Annotated in this window: 26 protein-coding genes; 5 read left to right on the top strand and 21 right to left on the bottom strand. The window is 64.7% G+C overall.

Annotated features, from left to right (window positions below):
- Nucleotides 1–127 precede the first annotated feature (127 nt).
- Both AC1Q7F_RS18035 and AC1Q7F_RS18030 read right to left on the bottom strand, forming a co-directional pair.
- Nucleotides 128–826 (bottom strand): response regulator transcription factor, encoded by a 699-nt coding sequence (locus AC1Q7F_RS18035; protein ID WP_492509344.1) that lies wholly within the window; start codon nt 824–826, stop codon nt 128–130.
- Between the two features lie 379 nt (nt 827–1,205).
- Complete coding sequence (locus AC1Q7F_RS18030) at nt 1,206–1,802, bottom strand: outer membrane protein (RefSeq protein ID WP_492509342.1); 597 nt, start codon at nt 1,800–1,802, stop codon at nt 1,206–1,208.
- A 343-nt stretch (nt 1,803–2,145) separates the two neighbouring features.
- On the opposite strand from AC1Q7F_RS18030, the gene AC1Q7F_RS18025 reads away from it, so the two are divergent.
- Nucleotides 2,146–2,550, top strand: coding sequence for a DUF1398 family protein (locus tag AC1Q7F_RS18025; RefSeq protein WP_492509340.1), 405 nt, complete (start codon nt 2,146–2,148; stop codon nt 2,548–2,550).
- A gap of 175 nt (nt 2,551–2,725) precedes the next feature.
- On the opposite strand, the gene AC1Q7F_RS18020 is transcribed toward AC1Q7F_RS18025, so the two are convergent.
- From AC1Q7F_RS18020 to AC1Q7F_RS17940, 17 genes are all read right to left on the bottom strand, one after another.
- Complete coding sequence (locus AC1Q7F_RS18020; RefSeq protein ID WP_492509338.1) at nt 2,726–4,330, bottom strand: phosphoenolpyruvate carboxykinase; 1,605 nt, start codon at nt 4,328–4,330, stop codon at nt 2,726–2,728.
- Nucleotides 4,331–4,509: 179 nt separating this feature from the next.
- A complete protein-coding gene (locus AC1Q7F_RS18015; protein WP_492509336.1) occupies nt 4,510–5,895 on the bottom strand; it encodes a DUF2142 domain-containing protein in 1,386 nt (461 codons plus the stop codon).
- A gap of 85 nt (nt 5,896–5,980) precedes the next feature.
- On the bottom strand, nt 5,981–7,021 hold the full coding sequence (locus AC1Q7F_RS18010; protein WP_492509334.1) for a S41 family peptidase: 1,041 nt from the start codon (nt 7,019–7,021) through the stop codon (nt 5,981–5,983).
- 146 nt (nt 7,022–7,167) lie between these two features.
- The gene (locus AC1Q7F_RS18005) at nt 7,168–7,896 is read right to left on the bottom strand and encodes a HugZ family pyridoxamine 5'-phosphate oxidase (RefSeq protein ID WP_492509332.1); all 729 of its coding nucleotides are present in this window, start codon (nt 7,894–7,896) and stop codon (nt 7,168–7,170) included.
- 67 nt (nt 7,897–7,963) lie between these two features.
- Entirely contained in the window at nt 7,964–8,506 is a 543-nt protein-coding gene (locus AC1Q7F_RS18000) for a GNAT family N-acetyltransferase (protein WP_492509330.1), read from the bottom strand.
- A 1-nt stretch (nt 8,507) separates the two neighbouring features.
- Nucleotides 8,508–8,915 (bottom strand): c-type cytochrome, encoded by a 408-nt coding sequence (locus tag AC1Q7F_RS17995; protein ID WP_492509328.1) that lies wholly within the window; start codon nt 8,913–8,915, stop codon nt 8,508–8,510.
- 99 nt (nt 8,916–9,014) lie between these two features.
- Nucleotides 9,015–10,586, bottom strand: coding sequence for a flavin monoamine oxidase family protein (locus AC1Q7F_RS17990; protein WP_492509327.1), 1,572 nt, complete (start codon nt 10,584–10,586; stop codon nt 9,015–9,017).
- A 299-nt stretch (nt 10,587–10,885) separates the two neighbouring features.
- Nucleotides 10,886–13,339, bottom strand: a complete 2,454-nt coding sequence (locus tag AC1Q7F_RS17985; protein ID WP_492509326.1) for a TonB-dependent receptor plug domain-containing protein — start codon at nt 13,337–13,339, stop codon at nt 10,886–10,888.
- Between the two features lie 237 nt (nt 13,340–13,576).
- Nucleotides 13,577–14,077, bottom strand: coding sequence for a RidA family protein (locus AC1Q7F_RS17980; protein WP_492509324.1), 501 nt, complete (start codon nt 14,075–14,077; stop codon nt 13,577–13,579).
- 38 nt (nt 14,078–14,115) lie between these two features.
- Nucleotides 14,116–14,334 (bottom strand): hypothetical protein, encoded by a 219-nt coding sequence (locus AC1Q7F_RS17975; protein WP_492509322.1) that lies wholly within the window; start codon nt 14,332–14,334, stop codon nt 14,116–14,118.
- A 351-nt stretch (nt 14,335–14,685) separates the two neighbouring features.
- Nucleotides 14,686–15,300 (bottom strand): transglutaminase-like cysteine peptidase, encoded by a 615-nt coding sequence (locus AC1Q7F_RS17970; RefSeq protein ID WP_492509320.1) that lies wholly within the window; start codon nt 15,298–15,300, stop codon nt 14,686–14,688.
- Between the two features lie 605 nt (nt 15,301–15,905).
- A complete protein-coding gene (locus AC1Q7F_RS17965; RefSeq protein ID WP_492509318.1) occupies nt 15,906–16,127 on the bottom strand; it encodes an envelope stress response membrane protein PspB in 222 nt (73 codons plus the stop codon).
- A 29-nt stretch (nt 16,128–16,156) separates the two neighbouring features.
- Nucleotides 16,157–16,399 carry a hypothetical protein gene (locus AC1Q7F_RS17960; protein WP_492509316.1) on the bottom strand — a complete coding sequence of 81 codons (243 nt, stop codon included), beginning with the start codon at nt 16,397–16,399 and terminating at the stop codon, nt 16,157–16,159.
- Nucleotides 16,400–16,438: 39 nt separating this feature from the next.
- Nucleotides 16,439–17,104 (bottom strand): envelope stress response membrane protein PspC, encoded by a 666-nt coding sequence (gene pspC / locus AC1Q7F_RS17955; protein WP_492509314.1) that lies wholly within the window; start codon nt 17,102–17,104, stop codon nt 16,439–16,441.
- Nucleotides 17,101–17,328, bottom strand: a complete 228-nt coding sequence (gene pspB, locus AC1Q7F_RS17950) for an envelope stress response membrane protein PspB (protein ID WP_416571060.1) — start codon at nt 17,326–17,328, stop codon at nt 17,101–17,103. Before pspB ends, pspC begins: the two co-directional genes overlap by 4 nt.
- Nucleotides 17,329–17,406: 78 nt before the next feature.
- Nucleotides 17,407–18,084, bottom strand: a complete 678-nt coding sequence (gene pspA / locus AC1Q7F_RS17945) for a phage shock protein PspA (protein ID WP_492509312.1) — start codon at nt 18,082–18,084, stop codon at nt 17,407–17,409.
- A 13-nt stretch (nt 18,085–18,097) separates the two neighbouring features.
- Nucleotides 18,098–18,298 (bottom strand): hypothetical protein, encoded by a 201-nt coding sequence (locus AC1Q7F_RS17940; RefSeq protein WP_492509310.1) that lies wholly within the window; start codon nt 18,296–18,298, stop codon nt 18,098–18,100.
- A 251-nt stretch (nt 18,299–18,549) separates the two neighbouring features.
- On the opposite strand from AC1Q7F_RS17940, the gene pspF reads away from it, so the two are divergent.
- Nucleotides 18,550–19,668 (top strand): phage shock protein operon transcriptional activator, encoded by a 1,119-nt coding sequence (pspF, locus tag AC1Q7F_RS17935; protein ID WP_492509308.1) that lies wholly within the window; start codon nt 18,550–18,552, stop codon nt 19,666–19,668.
- Complete coding sequence (locus tag AC1Q7F_RS17930) at nt 19,668–20,060, top strand: DUF1801 domain-containing protein (protein ID WP_492509306.1); 393 nt, start codon at nt 19,668–19,670, stop codon at nt 20,058–20,060. Before pspF ends, AC1Q7F_RS17930 begins: the two co-directional genes overlap by 1 nt.
- Nucleotides 20,061–20,163: 103 nt before the next feature.
- On the opposite strand, the gene rnr is transcribed toward AC1Q7F_RS17930, so the two are convergent.
- Together rnr and AC1Q7F_RS17920 are read right to left on the bottom strand one after the other, a co-directional pair.
- Nucleotides 20,164–22,455, bottom strand: coding sequence for a ribonuclease R (gene rnr / locus AC1Q7F_RS17925; protein WP_492509304.1), 2,292 nt, complete (start codon nt 22,453–22,455; stop codon nt 20,164–20,166).
- 336 nt (nt 22,456–22,791) lie between these two features.
- Complete coding sequence (locus tag AC1Q7F_RS17920; protein WP_492509302.1) at nt 22,792–23,454, bottom strand: sulfite oxidase-like oxidoreductase; 663 nt, start codon at nt 23,452–23,454, stop codon at nt 22,792–22,794.
- A gap of 204 nt (nt 23,455–23,658) precedes the next feature.
- Between AC1Q7F_RS17920 and AC1Q7F_RS17915 the strand changes: the two genes are divergently transcribed.
- Nucleotides 23,659–25,953: a mechanosensitive ion channel domain-containing protein gene (locus AC1Q7F_RS17915; RefSeq protein ID WP_492509300.1), complete on the top strand. Its 2,295-nt coding sequence runs from the start codon at nt 23,659–23,661 to the stop codon at nt 25,951–25,953.
- Nucleotides 25,950–26,594, top strand: a complete 645-nt coding sequence (locus AC1Q7F_RS17910; protein WP_492509298.1) for a LysE family translocator — start codon at nt 25,950–25,952, stop codon at nt 26,592–26,594. Before AC1Q7F_RS17915 ends, AC1Q7F_RS17910 begins: the two co-directional genes overlap by 4 nt.
- Nucleotides 26,595–26,643 lie beyond the last annotated feature (49 nt).

Below are 26,643 nucleotides of genomic sequence, written 5' to 3'. Positions count from 1 at the left end.
CCCGATTGTTATAGACGGCATGGGTTTTGACATATGCCGTTCCAGGCCGGCGACCGCCGGCCCGCGCCTCGTGGCGCGTAGCCAAGCCCACGGATGTGGGCGCCCGGCGCCTGAGGGCGCATTGACGTTATTCCTTGTATTTGTAACCAACGCCGTACAGCGTTTCGATCTGCTGGAAATCGTCGTCCACCGCCTTGAACTTCTTGCGCAGGCGCTTGATGTGGCTGTCGATGGTGCGGTCATCGACATAGATATGCTCGCCATAGGCGGCATCCATCAGCTGGTCGCGATTCTTCACATGGCCCGGCCGCACGGCCAGCGCCTTGACCAGCAGGAATTCCGTGACCGTCAGGTCGATCTCCTTGCCTTTCCAGGTGCAGAGATGGCGCACGCCGTCCAGCACCAGCTCACCGCGCACCAGGGTCTGACCCGGATCGGGGGCGGCCCCCTTGCCCTGGGCCACCTCGGCCCGGCGCAGCAGGGTCTTGATACGCTCGATCAGCAGGCGCTGGCTGAACGGCTTCTTGATGTAATCATCGGCCCCCATGCGCAGGCCCTGCAGCTCGTCCGTCTCGTCATCCTTGGATGTCAGGAAGATGATCGGCATCTGCGTGGTCTGGCGCAGCCGCTGAAGCAGCTCCAGCCCATCCATGCGCGGCATCTTGATGTCCAGCACGGCCATGTCGACGGGGCGCGAGCTGATGCCGCGCAACGCCTCGTCGCCGTCGCCATAGGTGCGGACCTCGTAACCCTCGGCCTCCAGCGCGATGGAAACGGATGTCAGGATGTTGCGGTCGTCATCGACCAGGGCGATCACTTGAGCCAATTTCTTCTCCAACCTCCGGCCGGGTTCTTCCGGGTTACTTCCGAAAGACCGGCGCATCCAAACCGACTGCACTTTCAATATGTCATGATTGCGGCGCGGGAAAGAGGCGTATCGGCATAAGACGGCGCTAAGACCAATGGCGGGCGGGTGCGGAGACCTCATCCAGCAGGAGGAACCGATAATGCCGACGGTCATTGCCCAAGGGTGCCGAAGGCGTCTGCCCGGTGCCCAAAGGAACAAACAAAAAGTAAAGCCCCCGGCACCGTGGGGACGGTGCCGGGGGGGAGGGGCGGACCTGTATGAGGGCATGGGCCAGGCCCGCCATCGTCCCGGCCGCTGTGGGGCCGCAAACCGGGACGGGGGAGGTGTATCCGGTAGATCAGAAGCGGTAGGCGACGCCCACGCGGATCTGGTTCTCACGGAAATTGGTGTCGTCGTAGTTGACGTAATTGTACTCGGTGCGGACCAGCACATTGTCCGTCACGGCATATTCCAGGCCGCCGCCCAGACGGTAGCCGTCCAGATTGTCGCTGGCCTTGATGCGGTTGGCGCCGGTGCCGACGGTGACGTCATAGTTGGTGCGCTGCCAGCCGGCGCGGCCATAGACCAGCAGGTCGTTGGTGGCCAGATAACCGGCGCGGGCCGACAGGCCCCAGCTCTCATTGGCGTTCAACTTGGTGGCCAGACCGGCAACCGTGCCGGAATTGCCGCTGAGGCTGGCGGAACCCAGTTCGGCCTCGGCCCCCAGGTACAGCTTGTCGAAGGTCTTGCCATAGCCGGCATAGGCGCCATACAGCCAGGCATCAGCATCGATGTCGGCGTTGGCCGTGCCGGAAGCGGCGGAAGCATTGGTGTCGGAGTAGCCGGTGAAGACGCCGGCATAGGCGCCGTCAAAGGGCGACTGCGCCAGCGACGGCGCGGCGCCAACGGCGACCAGAGCAACACCACCAAGCAGGGCAGAAGCAATACGCGACATTTTGTTCTCCATATGCGGTAGAGCCAGGCACAGTTTTTCTGTGGCACCAATCGATGGTGCATCCTTGGCGACCGTTCAGCTCACTGTTATTGCGATTATGGCGATTTCTTGTTTGAAACCTGACCACGTCATCGCGGTGAAATCTGTTTAGCTGAATTTGAACGTCGTTCGATGTGAGGTTCGTCACAGAAGCCATGCGGGGAGTCGATGGCCGCCATCCCGCACTCCGGGTTGAATGCATGGCCCCCTGCCCCAAGGAGAACGCTTTTTCATGGGTGATTGACAAGGAAACCATATCGATATAGTTTCCTTGGAAATCAAATACCCATCAAGGATCCCATAGATGAATGCCGCACTGACCGCGATTCTGGAGGATTGCACCCGCCTGTCCTATACGACCACCGGCGCCTTCCCACGCATCGTGGCGACGCTGGCCGGGGCGGGGGTAGACCAGTACCATGCCGACCTGCTGCGGGCGGAGAAGACCTACTACCTGCCCGACGGCTCCTCCCATGTCTGTGCGGCGGAGCCCGTGGCGGTGGCGGTGGCCGATCGGTTCGACGCGGCGTCGGTGCAAGTGGCCATCCGCGACAGCCAGGCCGGCACCCTGCCTTACCGCGATTTCATGGCCCGCATCGCGGCGGCCGGCTGCACCAGCTATTTCGTGTCGATCACCGGCCGCTGCGCGCTGTATCTGGGGCGCCGTGCCGACAGCCATCTGGAACTGTTCCCCGCTGCCTCTCCATAGTGGCACATGACCGCTGCAGGCCGGCGACTGCCGGCCCGCCGCACGTGCGGCGTGAGCCAAGCCCGCGGATGCGGGCGCCCGGCGCCTGAGGGAACAAACAAAAAGGGCCGAAGGATCGCTCCCCCGGCCCTTTTCGCCCCTCCCCGGTCATCCGGAGGGATGGTGGAACAGTCTTTTACGCGGCGGTACGGATACCGGCGCGCACGACCTTCTCGTCCACCTGATCGGCGAACTGGGTGAAATTGGCCTCGAAGCGGCGGGCCACCTCATGCGCGGTGGCATCAAAGGCGCCCTTGTCAGCCCAGGCGTTGCGGGGCAGCAGCACATCGGCCGGCACCCCGTCGCAGCCTTCCGGCACGGCCAGGCCGAAATTCGGTTCCGGCTTGTGGGTGACGGCGGCCAGCTTGCCCGACAGGGCGGCATTCACCAGGGCGCGGGTATGGCCGATCTTCATGCGGCTGCCCGTACCATAGGACCCGCCCGTCCAGCCGGTATTGACCAGCCAGCAATTGGCCCCATGCGTCTTGATCTTCTCGCCCAGCAGCCTGGCATAGGCGGTGGGATGGCGCGGCATGAACGGGGCGCCGAAGCAGGTGCTGAACGTCGCCTGCGGCTCCGTCACGCCCTTTTCGGTGCCGGCCACGCGGGCGGTGTAACCGGACAGGAAATGGTACATGGCCTGATCGGCCGACAGTTTGGAAATGGGCGGCAGCACGCCGAAGGCATCGGCCGTCAGCATGATGATGTTCAGCGGCTGGCCACCCAAACCTGTCGCCGACGCGTTGGGAATGAAGTCGATCGGGTAGCTGGCCCGCGTATTCTCCGTCAGGCTGGCATCGTCCAGGTCCAGCGCACGTGTGCGCTCATCCATCACGACATTTTCCAGCACGGTGCCGAAGCGGCGCGTGGTCTCATAGATCTCCGGCTCGGCCTCCGCCGACAGGCGAATGACCTTGGCATAGCAGCCGCCTTCGAAATTGAACACGCCACGGTCGGACCAGCCATGCTCGTCATCGCCGATCAGGGTGCGGGAACTGTCGGCCGACAGCGTGGTCTTGCCGGTCCCCGACAGGCCGAAGAAGATGGCCGTGTCGCCGCCGGTACCGATATTGGCGGAGCAATGCATGGGCAGCACGCCCTGGGCCGGCAGCAGGAAGTTCAGGATGGAGAAGATCGACTTCTTGATCTCGCCGGCATAGGAGGTGCCGCCGATCAGCACCAGCCGCTTCTTGAAATTGATGACGACGAACACGTCCGACCGCGTCCCGTCCCGCTCCGGCACGGCCCGGAAATCGGGCGCCTGGAGCACGGTGAAGGCAGGTTCGAACGACATCCGGTCCTTCAGCGCCGGGCGGATGAACATGTTCTGGGCGAACAGATTGTGCCAGGCATGCTGGGTCACGATGCGCACCGGCAGGCGGTAGGCGGCATCGGCGCCGGCATGAAGATCCTGGACGAACACTTCCCGGTCCTGCAGGAAGGCGGTGACGCGGGCATGCAGCCGGTCGAACGCATCCTCGGTGAAGGGCTTGTTGGGGCCCCACCAGATGTCGGCCTCCGTCGTCTCTTCCCGCACCGTGAACTTGTCGTTGGGCGAACGCCCCGTATGCTGGCCGGTGATGGCGACCAGCGCGCCATCCTTGGACAGCTTTACCTCGCCGCGCTTCAGCGCCTGTTCATAGAGCGTGCCGACGCTGAGGTTCCAGTGTGCGGCCTTCAAATTGGTCAGGCCCAGATAATCCAGACCGAAGCTGCTGATGACGGGACCGGTATGTTCCACGTTGGTGTTTCCCTCTCCAGTGTCAAACGGCCGCCCCGCATGCCCGGGAAGCTTTCATGTAATGCCGGCAAGGGGCACTACAAGGCTTTTTATGTAACGGCTTTTGTACACTTACCGTTCTCATGCGGACCTGACAACCCCCATGGCGGCGGTACCCCCAAGGGCGCCCGGCATGCCAGTCAGCCGGGCGCCACGTAAACCCGCATCATCACGGCGGAAGGCAGGAATATCGCCGTGGCGATGCCCAGGACGGCCAGGATCAATCCGGTGACAAATGGCAATGCGCCCCGCAGCTGCGATGGCACAAGATGGCCCAGCACCGGGACCAGCAGCCCCAGCAGCAGAGCCAGCGGCGCGAAGTAACGCCCCTGCACGCCCCCCACCTGGCCCGCCCCCACGGCGGTGAAGGTCAGATACTGCAACAGGAAGATAGCGACCACGGTGCCCAGCAGGCCCAGCGCCACCCCCGTCTTCACCCGTATGGAAGGAAGGTTGCCCGGTGCCAACGCCGTCAGCGCCAGCAGCAGACCGAAGCCCCAGAGATAGGCGGGATAGAGCGCTTCCGGCAGGACGACGTTGACCTGGCCCCAGCCGATCCAGCCCAGCATGGCCACCGTGAAAGGCCAGAGCCAGTCACGCAGCGTGGCAACCATGGCGACGGGAAAATCCAGCGGATGGGCCGCCACATGGGCCAGCTGCCCCCGCAGATCGGGCACCACGTCGCCATGCACCTGCATCACCTGCACATACAGCACGGCATGCAACGCCCAGCCCCCGGTCAGCAGCAGCACCGGCGGCAGAGCCAGCCAGCCCGGCACCCGCCCGATGCGCCCCGGCATGACGAACAGCAACGGCAACAACAGGGCCAGGTTGGCCGGCCTGGACATGGAGATCAGCAGAGTGATCAGCGCCAAGCCCAGGAACTCCGCCCCGGTCGCCTTGCGCCCGCCCGCGATGGCGCGCGACAGCAGGGCGGCATAGAGCGCACCCAGGGCGATGAACAGCCCATCCTGCGAACAGGCGGCATACTGGGCCAGGCACATGGGCCATAGCGCCACAGCCGCCATGGGGGCACGGCCGAAGGCGGCCAGCCGCAGGGCAAGGGCCACCAGCCCCACGGCGCACAGGATATTGACGAAGCGCGCCAGCCGGATGCTGGCTTCCACTGGCAGCTCCAGCTGCTTGCCCAGCCACAGGCCGGCCATGGTGGGCAGATACAGGGTGGGCGGATAGATCGCCGTATTGGGGATATGGACGAAGCGGGTCCCCCCCGCCCAGGGGACGGTCGCCGCCTCCGCCATCCGGTCGGCCCCCACCCGCTTCCCAGGCTCCGACAGGACGGGCCAGTAACGCGACAGCAGGGTCAGAAGCCCGCTATCGATCAGCCCGCCGGACGAGCCATCGGCATCGCGCGCACCGAACACCTGCCCTTGCAGGACGGTTTCGGCCCGCATGACATGGTTGGTTTCATCGACGTTGAAATAGGGCGGCATCACCCAGGCCATCAACGACGCCACCGGCAAGGCCAGCAGCAGAAACAGCAATACCGCGATATTCCTCGGCATCCGACCCCGGCGCACCCGTTAACGGCCCCCTGTGTACCCTACGGGGCCGGCCGGGACAAACGGGAAGGGGCCTGTCACTGAATTGTCAGACCGGATGCGCCCCCGCCGCTGTTGCCAGTTCCAGCGCCTTGGCCAGCGCCTCGTCGGCCCCGGTCGCGATATCGGGCGTCACGCCCTGGCCTTCCCATCCCCAATCCGTCTCCGGATCATACGTGCGGCCCACGGGGATGAACGCGGCAAAACGGCTGCCGATCGCCTCCACCCCGCCGAAATGACCGGCGCCATAGGTCTTCTCGCCCACCAGGGTGGCGCGCCGGGTACGCTTGAAGGACAGGGCCAGATGTTCGGCAGCCGACGCGCTGCGCCGCGAGGTCAGGTAATAGACCGGCACCGATTGCAGCCGCGTCTCCCCCTTGTCGGGCGTCACGGTATGGTCGCGACGGATGATGGTGGCCGGCGCCTCGCGCGCCAGCAGCGACGGCGCATCGGGGGCGCCATTGGCGAAGGCCGAGGCACGAGTATCCATCCGCACCAGCACCGTGGGTTGGGCATAGAGCAAAGGCAGGATGGCATCCATCTCCGCCAGCCCTCCCCCGCGATGGGGACGGGCATCGATGATCACTGCCTTGGCCGTGTCGGCATTGTCCAAGAGGAAGCGGCGGGCCTGTTCCACCATCTTGGCCTCCCCGAAAAAGCCGTTGAAGCGCAGATAGGCGACATCGCCGATCATTCTGGTTTCTTCCAGCCCCGGCGGGCCACTGGCTTTGGTGCTGGCCGGCATGTCGGCGGGCTGTGGCCGGGGGGTGCGGGTACGGAACGCCGCCTCCGGTGCCAGACGCAGATGCCCATCGGCGCTGACCGCCTGCAGGTCGGCCGTCACCTTTTCCCCGAACGCGGTAGGATCAGTGAGGGTCGCATAGGCGTCGGCTTCAGCCTTCGCGCGCAGCATCGCGGCATACCGGGCACCGACATCGGGGAAGACGAAGTTCTGTTCCAGGCTGTCGGCCAGGGCACGCAGCACTGTCCGCCGTTCCGTTGCCTCCAGCAGGGCCTCCGCCGGCAGTTGGGCCAGGGCGGGAACGGCCAGACTGGCCAGGGCAACGGCGATGAAATGGCGGCGGTGCATAGCGTCTCTCTCCGCATCCGATTAGATGGCGATGCCAAAGCACCCATCGTGCCAGCCAGAGAATTCAGTGATTTCAACGCACTGGATTTCCTGTGGAAGCTGTTTGGCTGTCCGGTGGTGGACAGTGCCGTCCGGAAACGGACAGTTCATGTCCGCCGCGCCGCCCCTACCAGCCGCACCAGTTCCGCCCGCGCCATGTCCGCATCGCGCACGCAGCGGCCGAAATCCAGCCGAGCCGACATCTTCTCGCCCGCCAGCAGGTCGCAACCGTCGGGATCGATGCCGGTCAGGCGCCACTCCCCCGCCGGCTGCCCCAGCAGTCTGGTGGCATAGAGCGAGACGGCATCGGCATGATCCTGGTTCATGTGGTCAATGATGTCACCCTGCCGGGCGGCCAGTTCCGTCCAGTCGGCGCCATCCAGGCGCAACGCATCCGCTGCCAGCCCGTGGATGCGCCCGAATCCCGCAACCAGATGCCCGCGCAGCAACTCCACCCGCCACAGTGCGAAGTCACGGAAGCCGGCATAGGTGGCGGCCGACGGATGGCGGGCGATGAAACGGTGGCGCAGGCCGGGATCATCGTCGCGCACCGCCCGCCCCTGCACCGACAGGCGCGGCCCGGTCAGCCGGTCAGCATGGCCGCCCGTGCTGTCGAACAGCAGGCCGCAGCGCGGATCGGCCTCCAGATTCTTGGTATGTTCGGCCAGGGCGGAGATCAGCAGCAGCGGGCTGCTGTCCGGGGCAAAGGCGGTCAGGACCAGGGACGGGGAAGGCCAGCCTTCGCCCTCGCTGCCCGGTCGCGCCAAGGTGGCCAATGTGGCCTGCGCACAAGCCCGCATCAGCCGGCGTGCCTCCACCCCGATATCATCCGTCATGGAACACCCCCTCCGCCCTGGTCCTGGCGAGGGTGAGCGATTCCGGCTGGATTGGAAAGGCGCTGTATCAACCGATCTGTTTGCGCATGGGCACAAAAGGGATGACGCTGCCATCGGCCAGATGTTCGTCATGGGTGCCGGTGGCAACGAAACCCATGGCCTTGTAGAGCGGCACACCGGGCAGGGTGGCCATCAGCTCCAGGCTGGTGAATCCTTCGGCAAGCGCGGCCCGCTCGGCCGCGCGCATCATCAGGCTGGCAATGCCGCGCCGGGCGAAGGCCGGATCGACGAAGAAGGCGCGGATCTTGGCGGCGTCGGTGGCGGGGTCCAGCAGGTCGGCCGAGCGGCCCGCCGCCTGGTCACCACCGAACAGGGTGCGACGCCGGCTCCAGCCGCCGCAGGCGGCATATTGGTCGCCCACCAGCACCGCGAAATAGGTGCCGTCGGCGATCAGTGTGCCGTCGATGCCGAAAATGGCCTTCAGCGCGGCGTCGATCTGGCCTTGGCTGTAATAGTCCCGGCTGAGATCACGCACCGACCGTTCCAGCAGCGCCTCCAGCGCCGGCCGGTCGGCCGCGATGGCCAGGCGCAGGATCGGTTCGTCCGACATGCTACTGCCGCATCCCCTTCACATCCTCGACGGTGACCGCGTCCTTATAATCGTTGCCGAAATGGCTGCGCACATAATTCACCACCGCGGCCACCTGTTCATCGGACAGGTAATGGAAGGACGGCATGGCCTTCTGGCCATTGACCACCATGTGGATCGGATAGGTCCCGGCCTCCAGGTTGGGATTGGCGGCCAGGGCCGGATAGGAACCGGCCCCCGTCGCTCCCTTGCCGTCGGGCATGTGACAGCCCTGGCAGATGGCGTGGTACAGCTGCTCCCCATTCTTGTACGGGAAGGAACGGGCATCGGCGAAATCGCTGGTCTGGGCGTCCGTCCGCTGGGCGGCGGCGGGAAGGGCGGGCGCCAGCAGGGTCAGCGACAGGGCAGCGGCAAGGATGCGGTTGTGCATCAGGTCTCTCCCGAAGAATGGCCGGCGACCGCCGGCCCGGCGCTCGTGCGCCGTGAGCCAAGCCGCCGGATGGCGGCGCCCGGCGACTGAGGGAACAAACTATTTCGCGGTGATGCGCGCATGCAGGCGGGTGATGGCATCCAGCGAGGATTGCACCGCCCCTTCCTGCCAGGCAGGCAGGTAGGAGACATGCTCGCCCGCCAGCAGGATGCGCCCGTCGATCTGGCACATGTTCTTGTAATGCTCGGCCCGCTTGGCCTCCGTCCAGGCGCCGAAACAGCCCAGCGTCCAGGGCACGCGGTGCCAGGCCACGGCCACGCCGTTGTCGAACTCCTTCAGATATTGAGGATGGATCTGCGCGCCGAACTCCACGCATTTCCTGACCCGCTCCTCCGGCGCCATGGAGGCGAATTCATAGGCGAAGGGACCCCAGGGATAGGCGCCCAGCAGCACGCCCTTGCCCTTGGACCCATATTGGGTGCTGGGATAGGAGATCACGGAGATGGGCAGGTCGGTATAGGTGATGCCGCCATAGATCTCCTCGTCCTGTTCCCAGAAGCGGCGCTTGAACTGCAGCCCCACCTTGAACGCCGCCTCATAGGGTAGGGCGTTGATGGCGGCATCCATGTCGGCCGACACGTTCTTCTTGATCTGCGACAGGATGGAGGCGGGGATGGTGCACAGGCACCAGTCGGCCCTGGCCGTCTTCGGCGTGCCGCCGGACTTTGCATCGACATAGGTGACGGTGACGCCGCCCGTATCCTGGGCAATCTCCGTGACCTTGGCGTTGTAGGTGATCTTGTCCTTCACCTTGGCCGCCAGCGCCATGGGGCCGGCATCCATGCCGCCTTCCGGCTGGAACAGAGCCGTCTGGAATTCATAGCCGGACCCGGTGCCGATGGCCCGCCACAGGCCCGACTGCAAAAGCTGGGAGAACTCAATGGGCTTGGAGAAGACCGGCTCGCCAGACAGGCCGCCGCCGGGGTCTTTCTCGAACCCGCGCCGGTTGGACGTGTCGGCATTGGCCTTGTAGGCGTAATTCTCGTCCAGGGCACCCCAGTCCTGCATCGCCGCCAGCAGCTTTTCCTGGTCTTCCTTGCTGACATAGGCGTCAAGGCCACCCTTGTGCCCCAGCTTGGCCAGCAATTCGGCGACATGCCCATTGAAATCGGCCAGGACGTGCCGATAGCGCTGCGGCTCGCCGCCGAAAGCGTCTTTGGAATGGACATAAGCATTGTAATTGATCTGGAAGAACGGCTCCAGCTTCACGCCCAGCTCGTGATAGTAATGCATCACGCCGCGATGATGATAGGGAACGCGCCAGGGACCAGGATTCAGGTAATGACCCTTGTCGAACCCCACCTTCTGGGTGAAACCGCCCAGTTCGGTATAGGTGTCGCCGCCGCGCAGCGTCCAGGCGCGCCCGCCGGCCTTTTCCCGATATTCCAGCACCTGCACCTTGTAACCGGCCTTGCCCAGTTCATAGGCCGCCACCAGGCCGGCCCAGCCGGCACCCAGGATCAGTACCGAGGTACCCTTGGGCGCACCGGACAAGGCGGGGGGGCCCTTGAACTCGCTTTCGGCCGCGTAACCCAGCGAGGTCGCCGCCTGATACATGACGGAACTGCCGGCGGCCGTACCGATCATGGCCAGCAATTCACGCCGCGTCATGCGGCCTCTGGGGGGCATGGTATTCGTTGAAACCATCATCGCCTCGAAAGGGGTAGCAGTACAGCGGTATCCGGGTTTCCGGACACTGCTCCGGCGGCGATTGCCGCCGCGCCGCGCGTGCGGCGTGAAGTCAAGCCGCGGATGCGGCGCCGGCGCCTGAGGAACTGAAAGCTAGAACAGGCTCTCGCAAGCACCGCCCCCGGTGCGGCCGGGGGCGGTGTGAGTCGAGATGACAGGGATATCTGCAAGGCCGGGAGCGGGAGGATGGGCCCGCCGCCCCCGGCGCACGCTTTGAACGCTTAGAACTTCACGCTCAGGCGGACATAATAGGTGCCGCCATTGTACCCCATGGGCGAAGTGTCGGGATAAACCTGACCCACGGCGTACCCACCGCCCGCCAAGGCATCCACCTTGTCGGGGTAATTGTCGAACATGTTCTGCACACCGACGGCCAGCCCGATATTCTCGTAGAAGTCGTACGAGACTTCGGCGTCGAATAGCCATTCCGACCCGAAGGTCTTGGCGTAATTGGCCGTGTCGGTGAACTTGTCATAGTAGCTGGCGCGACCCATGATCGAGAAGGCATCCAGGGAATACACGACAGTGAAGTTGCCGCGGATTTCCGGCAACTGCTTCTCCAGGTCGGCCACCCGGGTGTCGTCGATGACGGCGGCGTTGCGGCTGATCACCTTCGTCTTGTTGTAATTGACGGCGGCGGTCAGATCGACCTTGCCCTCGCCCACCGGGACGGTGGTGTTGGCCACGAAGTCAACACCCTGGGTACGGGTGTCGAAGGCGTTGGTGAAGTAGTTGACAGCACCCAGCGTATTGGCGCCCGGAACGCCCAGGGCCGCGAGAGCCAGCCTGTCAGCCGCTGTCGGGTTGAAGTCACCCGACAAGGCGATGCGATCCTTCACCTTGATGTTGTAGTAATCGATGGTGACATTGATATCGGCCAGATCGGCGACGATACCGCCGGCGAAGTTCGTGCTCTTTTCTTCCGACAGCGGCTGGGCCCCGAAATACTGGGCCACGACGCTGGAGGCCGGATAGGTGCCGCGAGCGACCGGGCTGGAGCTGCCGGCCGGGAAGAATGTCTGCACGGACGAGGTCTGCGACTGGCCCGGCGTCGGCGCACGGAAGCCGGTATTGACCGAACCGCGGACGGCGAAGGCATCGGTGAAGTCATACCGGCCGCTGACCTTCCAGTTGAAGGTCGACCCGAAATAGTCGAAATCCTCGTACCGGGCGGCCACACCCACCGTGAACTGCTCGGTGATGGAACCTTCGGTGTCGAGATAGAAGGCGATGTTGTCGCGCTTGAACTCGCCCGAATCCTCCGGACGGAAGCCCGGATAGCCGTTGGAGCCGATCGGCAGGGCCGCCGGCAGGCCGGTGCGGAAGTCGATGAAGGAGGCGTAGGGGCCAACCGTGTAGGACGCGGTGTCGCCGGGGCCGATCTCATACAGCTCGCGACGGAACTCGGTACCCACGGCGACGTTCAGCGGCGTGGCCCAGCCCAGTTCGACCGGATAGGAGAGATCGACGTTGAGATTCTCTTCCTCCTGCACCAGACGACCGACATAGAACTCGGTCGGGCTCGCCGGACCCAGCGAGGGGTTGACGGTATTCTTCAGCTCGTAATCAATCTGGCTGCGGCCGAAGGAGCCGCCGATGCTGTAGATCAGGCCGCTTTCCAGCTCATGCTTGAAGCCACCGACGATGGAGGCGTCCTTCACATCGCCATAGAAGCGCGGGGTGAAGCCGGTGGGGAACCATTCGGCGAAACGGAAGCCGTTCGGATCGCCCGGAACCGGCAGGGTCGGGCCGTTCACGGCATGATCCAGCGTCGGCGGACGATAATAGAAGGAACCGTTGGCCTTGCTGGCGCCGTAGTTACCAAACAGATAGATCGAGGCGGTGTCGGTCAGGTCGATGCCGGAATTGACGAAGACGCGCGTGGATTCGCTGTCCGGGTCGCCCCAGTTCATGGCCAGATCGGTCTTGGCGGCCGGCGCGCGCGGGTCCTGGACACCGCGGTTGGTCGGGTCGCCCTGGCCATATTCGGCCGACAGGTTGAAGAAGCCGTTGGGACCCAGCGGCAGACCGACATTGGCGGCGAACTTGGCATTGTCGCCGTCGCCCTCATAGGTGGAGCCATACTGGATGGTGGCGGAGCCGCCTTCGGACGCATCCTTCAGCTGAAAATTCATCACGCCGGCGATGGCGTCGGAACCGTACTGGGCGGCCGCACCGTCGCGCAGCACTTCCACCTGCTTGATGGCGATGGTGGGGATCTGCGACAGGTCGGGCGCCTGGGCGCCGGCGGCCAGCGCACCGCCCGACAGCTGCACCAGGGCCGAGCGATGGCGGCGCTTGCCATTGACCAGGATCAGGGTCTGATCAGGCGGCAGGCCGCGCAGCGTGGGCGGACGCACGAAGGTCGAACCGTCGGAAATGCCATTGCGGCTGACATTGAAGGACGGCACCAGGGTCCGCAGGATGTCGTTGGTGTCGGTGAAGGCCTGCTTTTCCAGGTCGCCCGCACCCAGAACGTCGATGGGCGCCAAGCTTTCGGTCGCGGTACGGTTGGCGACGCGCGTACCGGTAACAATGATCTCCTCGATCTCAAGTCCCTGCGCCGCAGCGGGGGCGGCGAAGCCAAGCGGGATAAGGCTGGTCGTGCACAGGATGCCGAAGGCGGCCTTGCGCGCGATGGCGCGGGCGGCCGGCTTGCTGTTATTTACCTTCATGAGAAGTCCCCTGTTCAACTCGGTTGTTGGTTCCTTCCTCCTCGGTTGCGTTTCTTCCCATGTGACGGCCCCGTTTGCCGGGGCGCTTCATCGAGGTCCGGTCCCGCGCCGATTTTCCGGTCGCGGCCCTCCGGCCCCTGTTCCCCCATCCGGCCCTACCCGTGGACCATCGGGGGTTCGTTCAAAACCGAAAGGGCCGGCCGCTGGCTTTCCCGTGCCATCGGCCGGCCCTGCCGGTCATTTCTTGGCCTTGGCGGCCACCACTTCGATCTCCACCAGCATGCCGGGCACAACCAGACTGGAGATCTGCACCGTGGAGCGGGCCGGTTTGTTCGGCTGCTCCGGGGTGCCGAAGAACTTGGTATAGCCGGCCATCATGCCGGCAAAGTCCATCTTGCCTTCCTTGGCCGGATCGCCGACCAGATAGACATGCATGAGGACGACATCGCCCATGGTCAGGCCCTGGGCCTTCAGCGTCTCCTGGATGCGGGTCAGGACGTTGACTGTCTGGGTTTCGGTATCACCGAACACCTCGGTGCTGCCGGCGGGCGCGTCCTTGTTGACGGCCGGCGGCGTGCTGCCCGAAAGGAAGAACAGGTCCGATCCGGCGGGCACCTGCACCGCGGCGGAGATGGGGAAGTTTGGCACGTCCGTGCGCTTGATCTCCCGCGCCTCTTCCTTGCCGCAGGCCGTCAGCGCCGCCGCGAGGACCAGGAGACCACCCAACCGCTTCAACATTCTTCCTCCGTTATTTGGTGAATCCCTGCGCGGGCCCGTCATCCACGAACCGGCAGGGCAGCGGGATGAACCAGCCAGACCTTGCGGCCTTCATCCCAGGAGACGCCGGACAGAAGCTCCGGCGCGTTGACGCAGGCGGGGCGGTCCGGCTGCCGGACCTGACGATCCGCCATCCGTGCCTTCGCGGCAAGGGCGGGCGATGCCTTCACCACCCTGACGACGTTCCTGACGGCGACCCTTACGGCATTTTTGGCCATGTCCACCCTGCGCCTGTACCGGACGGTGACACGCAAAGGCCTCCCATGGCCATCGCGCCGCCGCCCATCCCCCTGATACGAAACAGGGTTTCAGCAACAACCGTGCCACGGCCGGGCGTGTGCGAAACCAAGGGTACCGTATGGGAAACAGCCGCGATGACTGCCCAACAAATATGCATCCTGCTATCTAAGAAGAATATGTGACGTATTTTAAGGCAAAGATGCCTTTGAAAAGGTCAGTTTGGTTAATTCTTTATTAAGCAACGCAAGAATAGTGCCGTTTTTCACGGCAAAGCGTGTCGCAATACCGACTTTCGTCGCGGGTGCTTAATAATCTCCCGCCGCTCGATGTCAACCCTCCCGTTCGGCCACCAGCAGGCCCGGCTGGCTTTCGGCCCGGCGCCAATGCCGGCGGCCCGGCACTTCCTGCGCCACGAAGACATAGCCTTCGGCGGCCAGTTGTTCCGGGCGCATGGGATGGTGGTGACGATCATCCAGGAAAATCTCCTCCACGCCCTGTGCCGCCTGGCGGCGCACGGACAGGATCAGATGGTGACCACCATTGCCGGGCAGGCGCACGATGGTGGCGCGCAGGGCTGCCCGTGGATAGCCGCGGCGCAGCAGGCGGGAGATCGTGGTCATCACCACATCGTCGCAATCGCCCGACCAACCGCGGCCGGGTGTGCCCAGCACCTCCCACTTGTCCTCGAGGTCCTCGCGAAAGACCAGGTCGGAAACCACCTGCCGGTGGACCATAATGGCCATGCCCAGTGTGGAGCGGCCGGCATCCACCCGATCCATACCCACCGGCGTGCCCACCTTGCCGCCCAGGCTGACGGCACAACCGGGATCGCGGTTGCCATAGGTTTGGCAATAGGTGCGGTACTGCGACAGCGGCTCCATATCCCCATCCCAGGCCAGGGCGAGGGCAGGCGCATTGGCGGTCAGCACGGCGGACAACAGCATCAGCAAAGCCAGGAAGGGGGACAGACGCCGCAATCTGCCCAAGGTAATAGACTGAAAGGCAGAGAGAATATATTGGCAATAAACAGAAATTAAGATATTGATAACCAATATCCAGGCTGCGAAACGCTGGATCAGCAGGTAGTTATGGACATTGTTGCAGCGCAAAATGCCCTTATCTGCACCGCAATATAGGAATTGCGGTGACCTATACAAAAGACATGCAGCCATGATTGATCGCTTATTGGCGTTTCCTCTAACATACTAACTTATGTGAGATGGAATTATTCGCCACCTGAAAATTGCGACTGTGACAAGAAATCTGGGCACAATCGCTGAAAAGCGGCTTTCCGGAGTTCCGTCAGGTTCAATCTGAGCCGCTTCTCTCACCTGAACCAGACGGCCACCACCTGCCCGACCCTGGGCATAAAAAAAGACGCGCCAGCCCGTTGCCGACATCGCTGCCGGGCGGGATGACGCGTCCAGTGGGTAGGTTTGGGTGTGAGATGATCGGGCGGGGGTCGGACTTGCCCGCCCGGCAGTAAGGTGGCCGAACGAAGACCACCTGGAACCGCCGATCCCGGGAGAGGGCGCGGCGGGTTCTCTCGTCAGGCACGGCTGCGCCAGCCAGGCGCTTCCGCGTCCAGGATCTTTTCAAGCTGCAGGACCCGGTCCTCCAGCTTTGCCGCACGGCCGGACAGTTCGGCCGCGGCCCCGTCGGACAAGCCGCCCACGCGCATGGCCCGCATGTGGGTCAGGTTCTTCATGACGATGTGCACGATGGGGATCATCAGGGCGACGACGGGGATGAGGAAGGGGCTGTTGAACATCTTCTGCGCCTCAAAGGGGGGCCGATGGTTCAGAAGGAAGGGCGTTCCAGGTCACGGAACTGCCGGTTCAGACCGAATTCGGGGCTGGTGACATAGCGTTCGATGCTGGCCACCCGCCGGTCGATATCGTCCAACGCCCGGAACCGCCGGCGCAAATCAACGTCGCTTTCCGCCACCTGGATGTCGATCTCATGCCAGCGCCGCACATTCTTGGCGATGATCGCCACGATGGGGATGCACAAGGCCAGGACGGGGATCATGAAAGGGCTCATGTCGTCACCTGTCGAGGGAGAAGAAGGGGCGGAACCGCCTTACTTCTTCTCCAGGTCACGGAACTGCCGGTGCAGGTCGTACTCGCGGGATGCGACGAACCCCTCCAGCTTGGCGATGTCGCGGTCCAGGTCGCGGAACTTGCCGCGCAGGCCGGACAGGGTCTGATCGGGCTTCGTGGCGACAGACTGCCAGAACACCTCCTCCTCCCTTGTCTGATAGAGACCGGCGGGCCGTTCCTTCAGTAGCCACCACAGGATCAGGTAGCCGAAAAAGGCGACCGGCGGAAAGAAGAAGAAGCCGATGATGAAGCCGACACGCACGATCCAGGTGTCGATATTGGCATATTCGGCGATGCCGCCGCACACACCGGCAATCTTGCTATCCGTACGGCTGCGCCACAGCCGGTAGGGCGTGGAAGCGTGGTGATCGGCCATGGCCTCATCCTCCGCGTGGCTCCGGTGGGTGCCGGGCCCGTCCTGATGGACAGGGCCCCAGTCGGCCCGCTGCCGGCGGCGGCTGCGGCCCTTGCCACAGAAGGTCTCCGACCCCAGCCCGAAATAGTCAGCCCAGCTCTGGTCCGGGCGCTTGCCGAAATATTCCTGTTCCCAGTTGCGGCCGGGACCGGGCCCCCGGCCCGACCGCGACCGGTAATGGTCGCGACCGGGGAAGGGCGGCGGCGTGCCGGGTCCATTACGGTCCTTCATGCTTTCGCCCTCCAACCGGGGGCCTCCGCGTCCAGGATCTTCTCCAGCTGGCGGATGCGGTCTTCCATCTTGTTGGCAGAGTGCCACAGGTCGGACAGCATCTGCTCGTCATCCGAAGACAGCGTCTTGGCGATGCGCCAGCGGGTGACATAGTGGAAGATGATCCAGACGGGCGCCACGATCACCATGAAGATGACGGCGACGACGAATACTCCTTCAGGCATTGTTGCCCCCTTTTCCCAAGGCCCAGCCCATGGCGGCCCCCCCTGCATCCCTACAGCTGAGGGGCCCCCGGTCGGGGGTTAACCCTGCTGCTGATCCTTGCCCGCCAGCCTGGCCTTGAGCGCTGCCAGTTCCGTCTCCACCTTGGATTCGGCTTCCAGTTCAGCGATCTCGTCCTCCAGGCTTTTGGCGCGGCCCATACCCAGCACTTCCGACTTCCCCTCCAGCACGTCGAGATTACGCTCAACCTGCTCGAAACGGGAGAAGGCATCGGTGATGCGTTCGTCGTAAAGCTGCGTGCGGACCTTCAACCGGTTGGTGGCGGTTTTATGCCGCGCAATCAAGGTCTTTTCGCGGGTCTTGGCATCGGCCAGCTTCAGCTGGAGCGCGCCGATATCCTCGTTGGTCTTGGCCAGCGCGCTGTCCAGACGACCCAGTTCGGTCGCCATCTGTTCGGCAGCCTCGGCCAGCTTGGCCTTGGCGACCAGCGCACCCTTGGCCAGGTCCTCGCGATCCTTGGACAGGGCGAACTCGGCCTTGCGCTGCCAATCCTCCGACTCGCGGCGGATTTCGGCGAGGCGACGCTCGATCTCCTTCTTCTCCGCAACGGTCTTGACGGCGGAGGAGCGGACCTCGACCAGCGTGTCTTCCATCTCCTGGATGATCAGGCGGACCAGCTTCTCAGGGTCCTCAGCGCGATCCAGGATGGCGTTGATGTTCGAATTGACGATGTCGCCGAGGCGGGAAAAAATGCCCATGTCGGGGTCTCCTTCAGGCAAGGGCAATGAAAAGGTTGCTCAAACCGGTGGCCACCGCAAGGATGATCCAGGCTTCCACCGGCACGGCCCGGAAATCCTCATAGAGGTCCCGGAACATGCCGCCCGCGGGCCGGGCGAAGAACCCGTCGGCAGGCTTGGTATAGCCGGTCGCCGGCTGATCGGACATCCCATTGTCAAAGGTGAAGTCGGTCATGGCTGGCTTCCTTGCGATCTCGTTGTTTCCCCGGTGTCTGAAAACAGTAACAGCAAAGGGTGTGCCAAGTGGTGGTAGCGACCCATGTTTCATTGAATATCAATGACTTGGCTTAAATCGTCGTTTCAGACCCGGATCGGCACCTTCTGACCGCCGACCACTCGTTGGCGATTTTCACCACTCCCTCGCCAATCCACCCACTTTTCGCTATCATCCCGCCGGATATCGCAAAGAAGGACGCGTACCGGCCCATGTCGCCCGCCTCACCCCCATCGCTGATCGGTCAGGCCCCTTCCTTCCTGGGGCTGATGGAGCATGTGTCACAAGCCGCCCCGCTGAACCGCCCCACTCTGGTGATCGGGGAGCGTGGCACGGGCAAGGAACTGGTAGCCGCCCGCCTGCATTATCTGTCGCCGCGCTGGGACAAGCCCTTCGTGAAGCTGAACTGCGCAGCCCTGTCCGACACGCTGCTGGAGACCGAGCTGTTCGGACATGAGGCCGGGTCTTTCACCGGGGCGGCCAAGCGCCATGTCGGCCGATTCGAACTGGCCGATGGCGGCACCCTGTTCCTGGATGAGATCGCGACAGCCACCCAGCGTGTGCAGGAGAAGATCCTGCGCGTCATCGAATATGGGGAGTTCGAGCGGGTGGGCGGCAACACCACCATCCAGATCGATGTGCGCGTGGTGGGCGCCACCAATGCCGACCTGCCACGCCTGGCCGACCAGGGCAAGTTCCGCGCCGACCTTCTGGACCGGTTGTCCTTTGATGTGGTCACCATTCCGCCGATGCGCGCCCGGCCGGAGGATATCCCGATCCTGGCCGAGCATTTCGGCGTGGCCATGGCGCGTGAGCTGGGACGGCCGTTCTTTGGCGGCTTTTCCAGCGACGCGATGCAGCAGATGCTGGCCTATGACTGGCCCGGCAATGTGCGCGAGCTGAAGAATGTCGTGGAACGCGCCGTCTATCGCACCGCCGACCCGGAAAGCCCCATCACCGACATTCATTTCGACCCATTCCAGTCACCCTGGCGGCCCAAGCAGATGGCGATCTATGACGAGGCCTCGCCGGCCCCCATCGTGGTGACGGTGCCGCCACCTGCCGCGGCCACCGCCTCGGCGCCAGCGGCCGAGCCATCCGGCCCCACCCTGCCCGAGGGACCCTGCGACTTCCTGGGGCTGGTGTCGGATTTCGAGAAGGCGCTGCTACGCGCCGCCCTGGAGCGCAACCAGTTCCACCAGAAGCGGGCCGCGTCGGAACTGGGCCTGAACTATCACCAGTTCCGCGGATATCTGCGCAAATATGAGCTGCTGGAACGCCGCCATGGCCCGCGCGGGGCGGACGATGCGGAGGATGCAGAGGAAGCCTGATGCCACCCAAAGCCTATAAAAGCGTGGAGGCATTCCTGGCCGACCTGCCGGCGGACGCGCTGGCCGTGGCCGAAGGGCTACGCGCCCTGATCAAGGCCGTCCATCCGGGACTGGTGGAACAGGTGAAATGGAACGCGCCCAGCTTCTCCCTGGATGGCACCGACCTGATCACCCTGGGCCTGGAGCGTGACGGGTCCATCCGCCTGGTCCTGCATCACGGAGCCAAGGTGAAGGACAATGCCGGCTTCCGCTTCGACGACCCTTCAAGGCTGGCGCGCTGGCCCGCACCCGACCGTGGCGTGGTGATGGTGAAGGATACTGCTGCCCTGACCGTGATATCCGCCGGGCTGGGCGATCTGGTCACGCGCTGGGTGGCGACCGCTACCGCCTGATCACGCCGCCAGCGGTGCCACGGGCTTCGTGGCGCTGGGCACCTTCTATTTCACCAAATTCTACTGGGGTCCGCCAATTCTGGCACGGATGGGGTTGTAACCCTCATCGCCGCCGGCGCGGCGGCTTGGGCGTATCGATGCCCGAAGGTGCTGCCTCTTCCCGCTCCCGCCGGCGTTCCGGCCGGCCGCGGCGGCTGGCCCCTGCCCCCGATCCCCGCCCGCCCGGCATCTCCGATCCATCCTGATGCAGCAGGCGGAAGACCATGGAGCCGGTGATGGCATCGGCCTCGATCAGCCTGATCTTCACCCGCTCGCCCAGCCTGAACACCCGCCGGTGACGGCGACCCAGCAGGCAATGATGGATCTGGTCATGATCATAGAAATCGTCGGGCAGGGTGGACACGGGCACGATCCCATCCGCCCCCGTCTCATCCAGGGTCACGAACAGGCCGAAATTCGACACGCCGCTGATCTTGCCGCTGAAGGTGGCCCCCACCCGGTCGGACAGGTATGAGGCGACATAACGGTCGAGCGCATCGCGCTCCGCATCGGCCGCCCGGCGTTCGGTGCCGGAGATCTGTTCGCCGATACTATCCAGCCTGCCCATCTCCTCATCGCTCAGCCCACCATCACCCAGATGATAGGCGCGAACCAAGGCGCGATGGACGATCAGGTCGGCATAGCGGCGGATGGGGCTGGTGAAATGGGCATAGCGTTCCAGCGCCAGACCGAAATGGCCAAGATTGTCGGGCTGGTACACGGCCTGGGCCTGGGAGCGCAGGATGACGGTGCTGATCAACTCCGACTCCGGCGTATCCTTGGCCTTGTCCAGGATGTTGGTGAAGGCGGCGGGGCGCGGGACGCTGCCCTTGGCCAGATTGTAGCCCATGGTCTTCAGGAACTCGCGCAGCGGTTCCAGCTTGTCCAGCGCCGGCTCCGCATGCACGCGATAGAGCAGGGGCGTGTCGCGCGCCTCCAGCGCCTCGGCCGCCGCGACATTGGCGGCGATCATGAATTCCTCGATCAGGCGATGGCTGTCCAGCCGGGCGCGCACCCCGATCTCCGCCACCTTGCCATCCTCCCCGATCCGCACCTTGCGTTCGGGCAGGTCCAGTTCCAGCGTGCCGCGCCGGGAACGGGCATGGGCCAGCACCGCATAGGCACCATAGAGCGGGCGGATCACCGGGTCCAGCAGCGGGCCGGTCAGATCGTCGGGCGCGCCGTCGAACGCCTCCTGCACCTGTTCATAGGTCAGCCGGGCCGCCGACCGCATCAGGCCCCGCACGAACCGGTGGCGCTTCAGGCGGCCCGTCGCATCGATCCACATATGCACGGCCAGACAGGCGCGGTTGACGCCGGGCTTCAGGCTGCACAGCTCGTTCGACAGCGCTTCGGGCAGCATGGGCACGACGCGGTCAGGGAAATAGCAGCTATTGCCCCGGTCCAGGGCCGCCTTGTCCAACGGACTGCCCGGCGTGACATAGGCCGACACATCGGCGATGGCGACGATCAGGTGCCAACCGCCCGCATTGTCGGGGTTCGTGTCGGGCTCGGCAAAGACGGCATCGTCGAAATCGCGGGCATCGGCCCCGTCGATGGTGACCAGCGGGATATCGCGCAGGTCGGTACGGCCGGCCAGCGTCGGCTCCTGCGCCGCTTCAGCCTGCTCAATGGCGGCGGGTGGGAAATGCACGGGGATGCCATGCTGGTGGATGGCGATCAGGCTGATAGCCCTGGGCTGATCGATGCCGCCCAGCACCTCCACCACGCGGGCCTGTTTCAGGCCGTGGCGGGAGGAGGGCAGCACCTCCGCCACCACCAGATCGCCGGAGGCCGCATCCATGGCGTTCTGGGGCAGGATGACGAAATCCGCCTTGGCCCGCCGGTCAGCGGGGCGCAGGCGGCCGCCATCGGGACCCAGTTCATAGACGCCCACCAGCTGCGCGCTCTGGTCGCCGCCCAGCTTTTTGATGGTGCGGCCTTCATAGAAATCGTCGCGGATGCGGGCCAGGCGGGCCAGCGCGCGGTCACCCGCGGCCAGGGTCGGCTGGCCCCGGCGTTCCGGCTTCATCAGGATACGCGGCGGCTCCCGGTCCGGATCGGACCAGTTCAGCGGCCTTGCGATCACCTCCCCGTCCGTATCCACGCCGGTGACAATCACCACGGCCACGGGCGGCAGGCTGGCCGGCGGGGCCAGACGGCGGCGGCCCCCCTTCTCGATGTTCCCGTCATCCTCCAGGTCGCGCAGCAGTTCCTTCAACGCGATGCGGTCATCGCCACTGATATGGAAAGCCCGCGCAATCTCCCGCTTGCCTACCGGGTACGGGCTTTCCCGGATGAATTCCAGGACCTGTTCCTTAGTGGGGAAGGGTGCTTCTTTTTTGGGATTCTTCAAGGGGATGATGTCCGCGTGTGCAAGATGATCTGAAGGCAAAAAAATAGGCGAGACGCCGATCGGTTCCTTCAAGAGGAATCAGCGTTCGCCTATTCTATTCCGCGTGGTGTAACAGGGGGCGGATTGGCCACCCCCCGCCACAGCAGGAGCGAGAAGGATGCTTACTGAACCTAAGCAACCCCGTTCCGTAGAACTGGTATTCAAAGGCTTCGGCATCAGCCAGCACCTTGTGATCCGGTTCTAAGGGGAAGCCGGGGTGTTAGCGCGCCCCGGCAACCTTCCCAAATATAAGCGCAGCGGCCCGTTCTGGCAACGGATCGAATCGGCTACCCCGCCTCAGCTGTAGCGCTGTTCGGTCCAGGGATCGCCTTCATTGTGGTACCCGCGTTCTTCCCAGAATCCCGGCCGGTCATCGGCCACGAACTCGATGCGGTTCACCCATTTAGCCGATTTCCAGAAATAGAATTTCGGGATGATCACGCGCACCGGCCCGCCATGTTCAGTGGTGATCGGCTTGCCTTCCCAGCCGTGGGCCAGCAGAACGTCCGCATCATCGAACACCGACAGGGCCACATTGGTCGTGTAGCCGTCATAGGAATGGAAGAGGATGTGCTTCGCCTCGGGCAGCGGCTTCACCACCTCCAGGATATGTTTGGCAGACACGCCTTCCCAGTGATTGTCGTAGCGCGACCAAGCCGTGACGCAGTGGATGTCCGACACATCGGTAAAAGGTGGCTGGTTCTTGAACTGCGCCCAGCCCCAGGTGGTGGGGTTCTCCACCAGCCCGTCGATGGTCAGTTCCCATTGCGCAAGATCGATCTCCGGCTGGATGCCCAAATCCAGCACGGGCCAGTTCTTCACCTCCCGTTGACCCGGCGGCAGGCGGTCGGCGCGGGGGGCGGCCGCACCGGTCATCAGGCGGCCTTCCTCGGCCCATTTCTGCTTGGTCACCACAAGCTTGGCATTGGGCGGGTTCTCGGGCGTGTCGGCGGGGGCCATGATATCGGTCCGTTGGTCTCTTGGATTGCTTTGTCCCTTACATAGCGTGCGGGCGTGCCGGGGGCGAGGGGCGTTGATGACATGGACCAACACCCGTGGCATGACGCACCAGGATTGCTATGGTGGCGCTTGAGCATTGATCCGACAGCGCGTCCAGTGCGTTGGACGTTCTGCACCGTCACCGGAAGCCAGGCCCGACCGCCCATGCCCACCCGCCCCATCCGCCTTCTGCTGTCCAGCCTGCTGTTCACGCTGGCACTGCTATCCGCGCATCCAGCGTTCGCCCAGACCACCCCGCCGGCGGAACAGTCCAGCGCCGCCGAGGTCGATCAGTTGATCACCACGCTGGAGGACCCGGCCAAGCGCGACGCGCTGCTGGCGCAGCTGAAGGCGCTAAAGGCTGCGGATACGCCGGCGGAACCGGAAACCATGGGCAGCCGGGTGCTGGACACGCTGTCCGACCGCATCGACCTGTTCAGCCAGCAGGTGGCCGCCGCCAGCCGCGCCGTCATCGACACGCCGCGCGCGCTGCGCTGGTTGAACCAGCAGATGACCGACCCGGCCCGGCGCGATGCCTGGGGCCTGCTGGCCCTGCATCTGGCGCTGATCATCGGCGGCGGCTATGCCGCGCGCTTCTCCATGATCTGGCTGCTGTCGCGTCCGCGTCGGAGCCTGGGGGCCAGGGCGCCGGGCGGGCTGCTATCCAAGCTGGCGCTGCTGCTGGCCCGGCTGGTGCTGGACCTGCTGCCCATGGGGGCCTTCGCGCTGGTCGGTTTCGGCCTGCTGTCGGGGACGGACGCACCGCGCACGGTGCGGGTGGCCTCGCTGATCATCCTGAATGCCAGCCTGATCGTGCAGGGCGTGCTGGTGGCCAGCCGTGTGCTGCTGTCACCGCACACACCGGCGCTGCGGCTGGCCCGGCTGGGGGATGAGACGGCCCAGTACCTGCTGATCTGGATCCGCCGCATCACCATCATCGGCGTGTACGGTTATTTCATCGGGGAGGCGATGCGGGTGCTGGGTCTGCCCGCCACGCCGCATTCCGCCTGGCTGAAGCTGGTGGGGCTGCTGGTCACGGCCATGCTGATCGTGCTGGTCCTGCAGAACCGCGAGCCGGTGGCCCTGGCCCTGCGCGGCCGTCCGGAATCCAAGCCCGACGACCAGGACGAGGCGCTGCGCGCCGTCCTGTCCGGCGAGGCATCGGGGGATGAACCGCTTGTCCCGCCCGCCCCCACCACGGCCCAGGCCCGCCGCCACGCCGCCTTGTCGCTGGTGCGTCAACGGCTGGCCGATGTCTGGCACATCCTGGCCATCCTCTATCTGGGGGCCGTCTACCTGATCTGGGCGCTGGAGATCGCGGGCGGGTTCGACTTCGTGCTACGCGCCACCCTGGTCACCGGCGCCATCCTGATCGTCTCCCGCCTGCTGTCCGAAGCCCTGAACCAGCTGGTGGACCGGGGGCTGAAGGTGCCAGACGATGTCCGCTTGGCCTATCCGGGGCTGGAGGAGCGGGCCAACCGCTATCTCCCCGTCCTGCGCCGGATCGGCCAGGGGCTGCTGGGCATCTTCACCATCCTGCTGCTGTTGCAGGCCTGGGGGACCGACGCCCTGTCCTGGCTGGGGTCAGATCTGGGCCAGCGGGTGGCGTCCAGTTCCGTCACGATCGTGATCGTGCTGACCCTGGCGCTGGTAATCTGGGAAATGGTGAACGGCGCCATCCTGCGCTACCTGAATGCCACCGACGATCAGGGTATGCGGCTGCAGCGCAGTGCACGCATGCGCACGCTGCTGCCATTGATACGCAATGCGCTCACCATCCTGCTGGTTACCCTGGCGGGGCTGATCGTGCTGTCGGAATTCGGGGTCAATATCGCGCCACTGCTGGCCGGTGCCGGCGTCATCGGCCTGGCCGTGGGCTTCGGTGCCCAGACCCTGGTCAAGGACGTGATCACCGGCCTGTTCATGCTGATCGAGGATACGATCAGCGTGGGTGACGTCATCACCGTGGCTGGATTGTCAGGCGGGGTGGAGGCCATGTCGATCCGGTCCATCCGGCTGCGCGGCTATGACGGGGCGGTCCATACCATTCCCTTCAGCTCCGTGACCACGGTCACCAACAGCACGAAGGATTTCAGCTTCTATGTGCTGAACGTGACGGTCGATTACGCCGTGGATACCGACAGGGTGGTGGATGTGCTGAAGGAGGTGGGGGCGCAGATGCAGGCCGAGTCCGACTATGGCGCCAGCATCCTGGGACCGGTGGAGATCGCGGGCGTGGATGCGTTCCAGGACAGCGCCGTGCTGATCAAGGGCCGCATCAAGACCCGCGCCGGCCAGCAATGGGCCGTGGGTCGCGAGTTCAACCGCCGCATGAAGAAGCGCTTCGACGTCGAAGGCATCACCATTCCCTTCCCGCAGCAGGTGCTGCATATCAGTCCCGGCGCCTCGGCTGCCCCCCTGACGGGGGCGGTGGAGGGCGCCATCAAGACGGACGCATGATGATATCCATCCAGACGCTGGTCATCTTCCTGACCACCTGTTTCTTCCTGTCGGCCACGCCGGGCCCCAACATGCTGTCCGCCCTGTCGATGGGTATGCGCCACGGGCTGGTGGGGGCCGCCTGGGGCGGGATCGGCATGTGCCTGTCGCTGGGCCTGCTGGCGGGTTTGTCGGCCCTGGGCGTGGGCGTGCTGCTGAAGACGGCGCCAATGGCCTTCGCCATCTTCAAATGGGCCGGCGTGGCCTATCTCACCTGGCTGGGCATCCAGGCCTGGCGCGCGCCCATCCGCGAAGAGGGGGAAGCGGTGCGTGCCGCCGTGAAGGCCGGACCCGACCGGCGGGGACAGCTGGACCTGCTGGGCCAAGGGCTGCTGATCACGCTGTCCAACCCCAAGGCCCTGATCTTCATGGCCGCCTTCTTCCCGCAATTCATCGATCCCGGCCGGGCCATGGCGCCACAGCTGACCATCCTGGTGGTGGGCATGCTGGTGATCGAGTTCGGCTGGATCATGACCTATGCCGTGGGCGGCAAGGGGCTGGCCCTGCGCCTGACGGGGCCGGTGGCGCAAACCTGGTTGAACCGGATGACGGGCGGCCTGCTGATCGGGGCGGGGCTCCTGCTGGCAATGGCATCGCTTTAAGGGAAGCACCCTTCCCCGCCGCCCCAACACACGGCATAGTGGCCGCGAA

The organism is Niveispirillum sp. GW835-FHT14G11, assembly GCF_058793615.1.
This window is presented reverse-complemented; position numbering and strand designations above follow the sequence as displayed.

Excerpts from the sequence above, each read along its gene's own strand:
- AC1Q7F_RS17990 (WP_492509327.1), bottom strand. The coding sequence starts at position 10,586 with ATGACGCGGCGTGAATTGCTGGCCATGATCGGTACGGCCGCCGGCAGT.
- AC1Q7F_RS18030 (WP_492509342.1), bottom strand. The coding sequence starts at position 1,802 with ATGTCGCGTATTGCTTCTGCCCTGCTTGGTGGTGTTGCTCTGGTCGCC.
- AC1Q7F_RS17920 (WP_492509302.1), bottom strand. The coding sequence starts at position 23,454 with ATGGCCCCCGCCGACACGCCCGAGAACCCGCCCAATGCCAAGCTTGTG.
- pspA (WP_492509312.1), bottom strand. The coding sequence starts at position 18,084 with ATGGGCATTTTTTCCCGCCTCGGCGACATCGTCAATTCGAACATCAAC.
- AC1Q7F_RS18005 (WP_492509332.1), bottom strand. The coding sequence starts at position 7,896 with ATGACGGATGATATCGGGGTGGAGGCACGCCGGCTGATGCGGGCTTGT.
- pspB (WP_416571060.1), bottom strand. The coding sequence starts at position 17,328 with ATGCCTGAAGGAGTATTCGTCGTCGCCGTCATCTTCATGGTGATCGTG.
- AC1Q7F_RS18025 (WP_492509340.1), top strand. The coding sequence starts at position 2,146 with ATGAATGCCGCACTGACCGCGATTCTGGAGGATTGCACCCGCCTGTCC.
- AC1Q7F_RS17915 (WP_492509300.1), top strand. The coding sequence starts at position 23,659 with ATGCCCACCCGCCCCATCCGCCTTCTGCTGTCCAGCCTGCTGTTCACG.
- AC1Q7F_RS17970 (WP_492509320.1), bottom strand. The coding sequence starts at position 15,300 with ATGCTGTTGTCCGCCGTGCTGACCGCCAATGCGCCTGCCCTCGCCCTG.
- pspF (WP_492509308.1), top strand. The coding sequence starts at position 18,550 with ATGTCGCCCGCCTCACCCCCATCGCTGATCGGTCAGGCCCCTTCCTTC.
- AC1Q7F_RS17965 (WP_492509318.1), bottom strand. The coding sequence starts at position 16,127 with ATGTTCAACAGCCCCTTCCTCATCCCCGTCGTCGCCCTGATGATCCCC.
- AC1Q7F_RS17985 (WP_492509326.1), bottom strand. The coding sequence starts at position 13,339 with ATGAAGGTAAATAACAGCAAGCCGGCCGCCCGCGCCATCGCGCGCAAG.
- AC1Q7F_RS17940 (WP_492509310.1), bottom strand. The coding sequence starts at position 18,298 with ATGACCGACTTCACCTTTGACAATGGGATGTCCGATCAGCCGGCGACC.
- AC1Q7F_RS17960 (WP_492509316.1), bottom strand. The coding sequence starts at position 16,399 with ATGAGCCCTTTCATGATCCCCGTCCTGGCCTTGTGCATCCCCATCGTG.
- AC1Q7F_RS17995 (WP_492509328.1), bottom strand. The coding sequence starts at position 8,915 with ATGCACAACCGCATCCTTGCCGCTGCCCTGTCGCTGACCCTGCTGGCG.
- pspC (WP_492509314.1), bottom strand. The coding sequence starts at position 17,104 with ATGAAGGACCGTAATGGACCCGGCACGCCGCCGCCCTTCCCCGGTCGC.
- AC1Q7F_RS17975 (WP_492509322.1), bottom strand. The coding sequence starts at position 14,334 with ATGGCCAAAAATGCCGTAAGGGTCGCCGTCAGGAACGTCGTCAGGGTG.
- AC1Q7F_RS18000 (WP_492509330.1), bottom strand. The coding sequence starts at position 8,506 with ATGTCGGACGAACCGATCCTGCGCCTGGCCATCGCGGCCGACCGGCCG.
- AC1Q7F_RS17980 (WP_492509324.1), bottom strand. The coding sequence starts at position 14,077 with ATGTTGAAGCGGTTGGGTGGTCTCCTGGTCCTCGCGGCGGCGCTGACG.
- AC1Q7F_RS17930 (WP_492509306.1), top strand. The coding sequence starts at position 19,668 with ATGCCACCCAAAGCCTATAAAAGCGTGGAGGCATTCCTGGCCGACCTG.
- AC1Q7F_RS18015 (WP_492509336.1), bottom strand. The coding sequence starts at position 5,895 with ATGCCGAGGAATATCGCGGTATTGCTGTTTCTGCTGCTGGCCTTGCCG.
- AC1Q7F_RS17910 (WP_492509298.1), top strand. The coding sequence starts at position 25,950 with ATGATGATATCCATCCAGACGCTGGTCATCTTCCTGACCACCTGTTTC.
- AC1Q7F_RS18010 (WP_492509334.1), bottom strand. The coding sequence starts at position 7,021 with ATGCACCGCCGCCATTTCATCGCCGTTGCCCTGGCCAGTCTGGCCGTT.